The following is a 400-nucleotide window of genomic DNA, read 5'->3' on the forward strand; positions in this document are numbered from 1 at the left end:
CTACAACGCAGTTGTTCATGCGTTGCATCATTTAGCACATATTGAAGTAATCGACAGAGGATTTCATCCCGAAACCACGGTGTGGAGCCAAGTGCGCCAGATGGAGCCCCAAGTGTACAAATTATATTCCGAGCTGATTGAAAGTCACGAGAGCTTGGAAAAAAGACTAGAATTATTATTCTTAGCAAATGATTTTCTTATCCATTCTAAAGCAGAGATCGGTTCGGCGCATCTTTTCGAAGTAATGAAAGAAAAAGACATTTGGCAATTCGGTGAGCTTCTTCAACATCATGACCTAAAGCACTTTACACAGGATCTTGGCGTTATGCTTGATTACTTGACAGAAAAGGGACTTATCAACGTCAGCCAAATAGAAACGAAAGGACAGGCTGTCTATCAC

1 pseudogene is annotated in these 400 nt (G+C 41.2%); it reads left to right on the forward strand.

The features are described from left to right. Window positions 1–400: pseudogene (locus RVS70_RS22980) on the forward strand (hypothetical protein); the annotation flags it as partial.

Source organism: Virgibacillus sp. M23 (assembly GCF_034190895.1).
GTDB classification, from domain to species: Bacteria; Bacillota; Bacilli; order Bacillales; family Amphibacillaceae; genus Virgibacillus; species Virgibacillus salarius.